General features: G+C 67.9%; 5 protein-coding genes. 2 read left to right on the top strand and 3 right to left on the bottom strand.

The window, feature by feature from the left end:
- Positions 1-335: 335 nt before the first annotated feature.
- The 3 genes from A3IG_RS0126695 to A3IG_RS0126705 all read right to left on the bottom strand — a co-directional run bounded on the left by A3IG_RS0126695 (position 336) and on the right by A3IG_RS0126705 (position 5,839).
- Positions 336-3,482 carry a ThuA domain-containing protein gene (locus tag A3IG_RS0126695; RefSeq protein ID WP_236719109.1) on the bottom strand — a complete coding sequence of 1,049 codons (3,147 nt, stop codon included), beginning with the start codon at positions 3,480-3,482 and terminating at the stop codon, positions 336-338.
- Positions 3,483-3,828: 346 nt separating this feature from the next.
- Positions 3,829-4,488, bottom strand: coding sequence for a ThuA domain-containing protein (locus A3IG_RS0126700; protein WP_026220699.1), 660 nt, complete (start codon positions 4,486-4,488; stop codon positions 3,829-3,831).
- A 319-nt stretch (positions 4,489-4,807) separates the two neighbouring features.
- Positions 4,808-5,839 (bottom strand): LacI family DNA-binding transcriptional regulator, encoded by a 1,032-nt coding sequence (locus tag A3IG_RS0126705; RefSeq protein ID WP_018386655.1) that lies wholly within the window; start codon positions 5,837-5,839, stop codon positions 4,808-4,810.
- Positions 5,840-6,095: 256 nt separating this feature from the next.
- On the opposite strand from A3IG_RS0126705, the gene A3IG_RS0126710 reads away from it, so the two are divergent.
- Together A3IG_RS0126710 and A3IG_RS0126715 are read left to right on the top strand one after the other, a co-directional pair.
- Positions 6,096-6,878, top strand: a complete 783-nt coding sequence (locus A3IG_RS0126710; protein WP_018386656.1) for a ThuA domain-containing protein — start codon at positions 6,096-6,098, stop codon at positions 6,876-6,878.
- A complete protein-coding gene (locus tag A3IG_RS0126715) occupies positions 6,875-8,041 on the top strand; it encodes a Gfo/Idh/MocA family protein (RefSeq protein ID WP_018386657.1) in 1,167 nt (388 codons plus the stop codon). Before A3IG_RS0126710 ends, A3IG_RS0126715 begins: the two co-directional genes overlap by 4 nt.
- The last annotated feature ends 530 nt before the right edge of the window (positions 8,042-8,571 follow it).

Below are 8,571 nucleotides of genomic sequence, written 5' to 3' on the forward strand. Positions count from 1 at the left end.
GGGCACCCTGGCCACCGTCGGCCGCCTGATCGACGTCGGGACGTCGACATCGCACACCCAGTCTGTGTGCTCAGGTGCCTCCAGTCGGGCTGCTCGCCCGATGCTTTTTCCGTAATTGTCGTACTTTGTATGCTCGGCGCCCGCCTGGAGAACCCGGATGACTGGCATTCTCGCGTTGTGGTGTCGTGGTCCCGTTGCCCTGTGAGGTGAGTATGGCCGCGGTGGCATGCCGAGACTTTCGCGTGCCGAGGGCGGTGCCCGCTGATCCGGCTGCCGCGTGGTGACGTGGGAGTCGGCCGGCGGCGTGGCGCCGCCGGCCGACATCGCCGTGACAGTTACGTTCCGGGTGTGGGCTCCGACGCTCCTTGCCCCTCGAAGTCGACCCAGTTGACATTGGAGCCGCCGCTGACCTGCACGAAGTACAGCGGCCCGCTCACCGTGGTCGTGGCGCCGACCGGCTGGGCGGAGAAGTTCTGGTACGTCTGCCAGCCGCCAGTGCCCGAGACCTGGATCGTCGCAACGGTCGGCCCGGTGTCAGGATCACCGGTGCGGACCTCCCACGTCGCACCGCTGCTGGGGCTTGCCGCGCGAAGCGTGATCTGATCGATGCGACTGAGGTTCATGACCTTCCACCCGAACCAGTCGCCGGGCTCGATGTAGCCGACGTTCTTACCACCGCCCTGGACGTCACCGGTGTTCTCGATCTGCACGCCGGCGGTACCTCCCGAGGTCGATCCCTTCAGTCGCCCGTGCTCGTCGAAGAACTCGGCCTCGGTGCGCTTGGTGTGCAGCACCACCGTGTCCTCACCCGTGAGCGGTGAGGCACCGGCAGCGCCTCGATCGGTGTACGTGGCCGTGACCACGCCGAATATGTTCTCGCCGATGTGGCCCTCGTCCCCGGGGAGCACGAAGCTGCCACTGCAGCCGCGGTACTGCTCGTAGCCGTGCGAGTGCTCGTCGTGGCCGAGCCCGGGCTGGACGACCACGTTCTGGCAGTCGATCGTGCCGTCCTCGGGGTCCTTGACCTCGACCTCGTACTGGATGGTGTCGCCGAACTCGAAGAAGGCGCCGTCTGCGGGAAGGATCAGCTTCACCTCAGGGGCGGTGTTGCCGACCGTGATGGCGACGCTGGACACACCGGTGCGTCCGTCAGGATCCGTCACCGTCAGGCGTGCGGTGTAGTCCCCGACGGTCTCGTAGGTGTGCGTGGGGGCCACGTCGGTGCTGTCAGTGGTGCCGTTGCCGTCGAAATCCCATGCATATGTGAGTTTCTGTCCGTCACGGTCGTTCGATTTCGACCCGTCGAACGCGACCGTGAGAGGGGCCGGGCCCGATGTCTTGTCCGCGGTGGCGTAGGCAGTCGGTGCTCGGTTTCCCTGGACGTAGTCGATACGGTAGATGCCTGAGTCGGCGTTGTTGCCGCCGAAGCCGCTGCCCCACTCGATCATGTAGAGCGCGCCGTCGGGCCCGAACTGCAAGGCGTGCGGACGGGTGAAGTCCAGATCCGCGAAAATGCGGTTGACGTCGGTGTACGTGCGCCTGGTCCGATCGAGTTGGACCGTGAAGAGACGGCTGTCGTTCCAGTCGGCCCAGAGCGCCTTGCCGTCGAAGTACGCCGGCCACTTGCGTTCGGATTCCAGCTCCGGGTCGTAGCGGTAGCTGCCCGAGGTCATCGGCGCGCCGCTGCCGCCGATCTCGGGGACACCGGTTGACGACTTGCCCTGCCACATGGTGGCGGGTTCGGCCGATGGCAGTTTGGTCAGGCCGGTGTTGTTCGGCGAGTTGTTCGTGGGAGTCGAACAGTCGAACGCCGGACCTGAGGTGCCGGTGGCGAAGTCGTAGTCCCGATAGGCCGTGTTGGCACCGACGCAGTAGGGCCAGCCGTAGAAGCCGGGCTTGCGGACGATGTTCCACTCGACGCGTCCGTCCGGGCCGCGGTCGGGGTTCGCGTAGCCGGCGTCGGGGCCGTAGTCGGCGACGAACAGGTTTCCGGTTTCTTCGTCGAGTCCGATGCGGAAGGGATTGCGGAATCCCATGGCGTAGATCTCGGGCCGTGTCCGGTCGTCACCGTCGTCGAAGAGGTTTCCCGGCGGCACGGTGTAGGTGCCGTCACCCGTGGGCCTGATCCGCAGGATCTTGCCGTTGAGGCTGTTGGTGTTGGCGGAGGTGCGCTGGGCGTCCCAGGCTGAGCGCCCAGGCCGCTCGTCGATGGGGGCGTACCCCGACGACGCGAACGGGTTGGTGTTGTCGCCGGTGGCGATGTAGAGGTTGCCGTTGTTGTCGAACTCCAGCGCCCCACCCGCGTGACAGCACTGATCCCGCTGGGTGTCGACGGTCAGAACGACCTTCTCCGACGAAATGTCGAGCGTGTCGCCCTTCATGGTGAACCGGCTGACACGGTCGACGGCTTGGTCGCCCTTGGGCGAGTAGTACAGGAAGACGTGCCCGTTGGTCGTGTAGTGGGGGTCGAGCGCGATGCCCAGGAGTCCGAACTCCTGGCCGGTGTAGACGTTGAGGTGGCCGGCCGTTGACACGCCGCCGCCGGGGGCGATGACCTTCACATCGCCGTTGCGGTCGATGTAGACGACCTGGCCGTCGTCGGCGACCGCCAGCTCCATCGGGTTCGCCGTGTTGTCGTCGAGGGTGACCTTCTCGAAGCTGTCGCTGAGCGTGGCCGCGCAGTCGGCGTTCGCGACACCCGCGGCGGTGCGGATACCGCCCAGGAGGTGCCGCCGGAACATCGGGTCCGAGAAGGATTCGACGGTGTGGCCCATGCCCGTGTACCAGGACCTGCCGCCGTCATACCCTTGGCACCAGGTGATCGGGTGCTCCGGCCCCATGCTGCCACCGTTGTACGTCGATTCGTCCAGCGACGCCAGCACGTGCACCTTCCCGCGCGGGTTCGTGCCGTAGTTGTACCACTCGTCGAACCGGTTCCAGGTGGGCGCGAAGCCGGCGGTCGACGGGTGCGCCGGGTCCTCCACCTTCACGGTGGCGTTCTGCTGGGCCGGGTGGTTCTTGAAGTAGGCGCCCACCAGCTTGCCGTACCACGGCCATTCGTACTCGGTGTCGGACGCGGCGTGCACGCCGGCATAGCCGCCGCCGGACTGGATGTAGCGCTCGAACGCGGCCTGCTGAGTCTGGTTGAGTACGTCGCCGGTCGTCGAGAGCCAGACGACGACGTCGTAGCGGGCGAGGTTCTCGTCCGTGAACGCCGAGGCGTCCTCCGTGGTGTCCACGGTGAACCCGTTGTCGTCACCGAGCTTCCGGATCGCGGCGATCCCGGCTGGGATCGAGGAATGCCGGAACCCGGCTGTCTTGCTGAAGACGAGAGCGGAGAACGGCTCGGTATCGCGTTGGTCGGCGTGGGCGGCGGAGGGAATGGCGATGATCCCGCCGAGGGGGAACACCATCAAGACCACCAGGATCCGCGCCATCCCGCGGCCTATTCGTGCTCGGAGCTGGGTCGTGATGTTTCTCATCACGAGCCTCCTTGATCAGTAGCGGTGCACCCGGCCGGAACCGGCCGGACACGCTTGTTCGGCGTGCCGCACCCCCACCTGACCCGTCCCGCAGGGGGAGGGAACCGGGGTGGAGCGGCATGCTGCCGTGTGGGACCTCCGCCGGCTCCGGCGGGACTTCCCTGCTGTTTCCCTCACTGGCGCAGGCCCTGGCATGCACGAGGGTCTCGCCCTGGAGGTGAGCAGGACGTCACCCCGACGGCAGCCCGCACCACCGGGCGTTCTTGCGGCCGTGGACGTCTTCGGCCGGCTGGTCGCCGCCGTTGCCGTCGCGCACACGCCGATGATCGGCGCTCCCGACCACGGCTCAGCGGCTTGCCCACAGGAGCCCTCTCTCGGTGAGGGTGCGCACGTGGGGATTCCTGAAGTCGTCCGGACTGTGACCGACGGTGGACACGAAGACGCGGCCCTTGCCCCATGTCCTGACCCATGCTGCGGGAATACTCGTCGACCGTTGTCGCGTGTCGTCGGCGTCGAACGTGACCGTGGCGAGTACGTCGTTCAAGGGGTCGTTCAGGGTCCAGTACGGCTCGGCGTGGATGTCGAAGTCGTCGAGCCCGGCGATGACCGGGTGGTCGGCGTGTTCAGCGGTCAGGTGTATCCGGTGCCGGCCGGGACCCTGCTGGTGCGTGAGGAACTTCCCGCCGATCAGCAACTGGTAGTCGAGGTCTTCGCGAAACGCATCGACGACGCCGCCGTGCCAGCCCGCGAATCCCGTTCCCGCTCGGACGGCTGCGATCAGTCCGGCGCTCTCACCGGCGGTGATGTCACCCCTCGTCCAGCACTGCACGATCAGGTCGGTCTCCACGAGCAGGTCTTCGTCCTCGTAGACCTCCAGGCAGTCCTCGACCAGGATCCGGAAGCCGTTCTCGCGGAGGAACGACATGAAGAGGTTCGTCGTCTGAACGGGATGGTTGCCGTCCCAACCGCCTCGCACCACCAATGCCTGTCGATGTCCGGAGGTCATGGGGTTGTCTCCTTTCGCCTGTCGGGCTGCGCGGCGGTCTCGGCCGGCTGTTGCCCCCGGAGCACATCCCAGATGTGCGGATCGTGATGCGAGGGCGCTCATTCCGCAAACTTGCGAAAAAATTATCGACGCCAGCAGACCCTAGGAACACGCCGTACAGGGCGTCAAGGGGTCGGACACGGTGGCCTGAAGATTCTCGGCAGGAGTTGCCGGGGCCTGCCCGCGGCACCGGGCCGCGAACCGCTGCCGACTGCCCGGTGACCGCGGTCGGCATGGGGGAGAGCCGCGCTCTGGTTGGTCGCGGCGCGGCTTGGTCTGGTCAGTCGCGGTGCGCTGTGCTGTCGCGGACGACCAGGGTCGTGGCCAGTTCGACGCGGGGGCTTTCGGGCTCGTCGCCGTTCATCAGCCGGAGCAGTGTCCGCAGTGCGCTGCCACCCATGTCCTTCAGCGGCTGGCGCACCGTCGTCAGCGCCGGGGAGACCCACCGCGCCTCGGGCAGGTCGTCGAAGCCGACGACGCTGACGTCCTCTGGCACGCGCAATCCGGCCGCGGCCAGGGCCTCGTATCCGCCGATGGCCATGTGGTCGGAGCAGATGAACAGCGCCGTCGGCGGCTCGGGCAGCTCGCAGAGTGCTCGTACCTGCTCCGCGCCGCTGGCGCGGTCATAGGTTCCGTACCGGATCATCGCCGGCTCCACGTCGATGCCTGCCGCCGCCATGGCGGAGCGGTAGCCGGCGGTGCGCGCCCGTGCGTAGAGGTGGTGCGGCGGCCCGGTCACCAACGCGATACGCCGGTGCCCGCGGTCCAGGAGATGGGTGGTCGCCTCGTAGGCGCCCGCCCAGTTCGTCGTACCCACGGAGACCACGTCGGGTGGTGGATCGCTGAGTGGATCGATGACGACGATGGGAATCTGTGCCTGCCGCAGGCGGGTGAGCTGGTCGGGAGCCGGCTCGATGAGTCCCAGGACCACGCCCGCACTGCCGCGTTCCACCACGCGGTCCACCCAGTCCTGTGCGCCGTGGTTGTTCGCCGAGGCACCCGATCGGGTCTTGGAGATCACGACGTGCACTCCCGCCTCGTACGCCGCCGCTTCCAGACCGCTCGCGACGCTCGCGGGCCACGACCCGTCGAGCCCGCTCATGACGAGGTCGACAGCGCGGACGGCCGGCGGGGACAGCGATACGCCGCGGCGCGTGTACCGGTGCTGGCGCAGGGCGGAGTCGACCTTGACGCGAGTGTCCGTCGAGACGTCGTCCCGGCCGTTCAAGACCTTGGAAACGGTGGAGATCGACACGCCGGCCGTCTCCGCGATCTGCGCGAGCGTGGGCCGCGGTGTCCTGGTTCGGGTCACGAATCCGCTCTCTGCTCTCCCGGTAATTTTCGGCATGCCTTGACTCTCTCTTCAGGAGATTACCGCGCGGTTCACCTGTACACCGCCCCCGTACCCTTCGTGAGGGGCCACATCCGGGATCTTGACGGCCATAACCGGGCGGTCTACCGTGCTCATCGAGCGGTTTCGAAACTTTCGACAAACTCCGCCCGGGGTCATCGCGACGGATCGCATGGATCGCATGACGACGACTCGGCCGTCGCTTGAAGGAGATGTCATGTCATCGGCGACACCGCGGGCCCCCCTACGGGTCACGGTCTGGGGCGAGGACCTGCACGAGCAGCGCGATGCCGAGGTCGCCAAGAGGTATCCACAGGGCATGCACGGCGCCATCGCCGAGGGCATCTCCGAGCACCTGGGCGAGGAGGCGCTGGTGCGCACGGCGACGCTGCGGGAGCCCGAGCACGGCTTGACCGAGGAAGTGGTCGCGGAGACGGATGTGCTCACCTGGTGGGGGCAGCTCGCCCACCGGGAGGTCTCCGACGAGGTGGTGAAACGGGTCCATCGCCGGGTGCTCGCCGGGATGGGCCTCATCGTGCTGCACTCCGGACACCTGTCGAAGATCTTCACCCGGCTCATGGGCACCACCTGCACTCTGCGCTGGCGCAGTGCGGAAGACCGCGAGCTGATATGGACGACAGCGCCCTCCCATCCCATCGCCGCCGGTGTGCCGCACCCCATCGTCATCGAGCGACAGGAGATGTACGGGGAGTTCTTCGACATCCCGACCCCCGACGAGCTGATCTTCATCAGCTCCTTCAGCGGTGGTGAGGTCTGCCGCAGCGGCTGCACCTTCCGGCGCGGTCACGGCAAGATCTTCTACTTCGGCCCCGGGGACCAGGACTACCCCGTCTACCACCACCCCCACGTACGCCGCGTCATCGCCAACGCCGTCCGCTGGGCGGCCCCCGACGCCGTCCACGCGAGACCGCGACTGATCCACAGTGACACCGACTGGTTCCTCGACGGTGACGGTGACGGCGACGGCGTACGGGAATGACCGAGCCGACCTTCAAGACGGTGCCGGACGACGGCGAGCCGTTGCGGATCCTCGTCGTCGGCGCCGGCCGTATGGCACGGCTCTGGCTGCGCGCCATCCTCGCCTCCCCCGACACCGCGCTGGCCGGGTTGGTCGACATCGACCCGGCCGCGGCCGAGAAGGCCCTCGCGGAGACGGGTGCCCCGGACGTGCCCACCGGGCCGGGCCTCACCGCGCTGGCGGCGGCCACATCGCCGGACGCCGTCGTTGACGTGACCGTCCCCGCGGCGCACCTGCCCGTCACCCTCGAGGCCCTCGCCCTCGGCCTGCCGGTCCTCGGCGAGAAGCCGCTCGCCGTCACGCTGCCTGAGGCACTGCGCCTAGCCGCCGCCGCAGAGCTGGCAGGCGAGCTGTTCATGGTCAGCCAGTCCCGCCGCTACCACCCGCACCTCTTCACGTTCAAGCAGCAGGTCGGCCGACTGGGCCGACTTGGCATCCTGACCACCGAGTTCTTCAAGGCACCCCACTTCGGCGGGTTCCGCGACGCAATGGCCCACCCGCTGCTGCTCGACATGGCGATCCATCCGTTCGACACCGCCCGCTGGCTGCTGAACGCCGAGCCGGTCTCGGTCCGCTGCGAGGAGTACAACCCCGGCTGGAGCTGGTACGTCGGTGCTGCCGCCGCCACCGCTGTCTTCGAGATGACCGGGGGCAGCCGTTACATCTTCACCGGCAGTTGGTGCAGCCCCGGCCTGGAGACCTCCTGGAACGGAGCCTGGCGGCTCAGCGGCGAACACGGCTCCATCACCTGGGACGGAGACCACCCCGCCACCGTCGAGATGACACCCGGAAAGGACGTGGACCGGGCAGCGGGACGCATGTGGACAACGGCTGAACCGGCGAAGGGAGTCGCCGGCTCCCTGGCCGAGTTCGTGCACGCGCTACGCACCGGCACCGTACCCATGGGCGAGGTCCACGACAACGTCATGAGCCTCGCCATGGTGACCGGCGCCCTCGAGTCCGTGCTGACCGACCGCCGGATCCGCATGGACGACCTCCTCGACGCCGCGCTCGCGGACGCCCTCGAGTCAGCCACTGGCCCGGAACGCGACCTCCTTTGCTCCCGGGCCCCGTTGTCTTCTTCGCGGTCCTGTACGAGGGCCCCTGGTTCCGGGCCGGCATGACTGATGCCGGGTCCACCGGCCCAGTTCGCGCTGATCATTACTGGTGATCGGGTCGGTGTGTCCGGCTGCGGCCTTGGGGTGGCCGCTGATCTGCCCAGCACTTCCACGTGCCCACGGGTCTCGGAAGCTGGTGGGCGGGTAGGACCCGACACCGAAGGGGCCGCCGGTGGGCCCTCGCCAAGTGACGGACGTCGTCGCCTGCAAGTTCCAGAGCGGCACCCCCTGTCGTCACCTGCCGCAGAGGTACGGCAACTGGCAAGCTGTCCGCAGTTGGCTGCGGACCGCCCTGGTGGCTCAGGCCGACGCGGACAAGGACCTGATCTGGGCGGTTTCGGTGAAATCCACGATCGCGCGGACCCACCAGAACGCCAGCCGGGCCCGCGACGTGGGCCGGCCGGCGAGTCGAATGACTGGGGTCCGCATCCCCGTGACATCTCCATCTCGACGTGTCGGGGACGGAAGTGGTCTCCTGCCGGAATGGACCCCCTGAACGAAAGCGAACTCAGCGCCGACGCCCTCGACCTCGTCGC

This window comes from Wenjunlia vitaminophila DSM 41686, from assembly GCF_000380165.1.
GTDB classification, from domain to species: Bacteria; Actinomycetota; Actinomycetes; order Streptomycetales; family Streptomycetaceae; genus Wenjunlia; species Wenjunlia vitaminophila.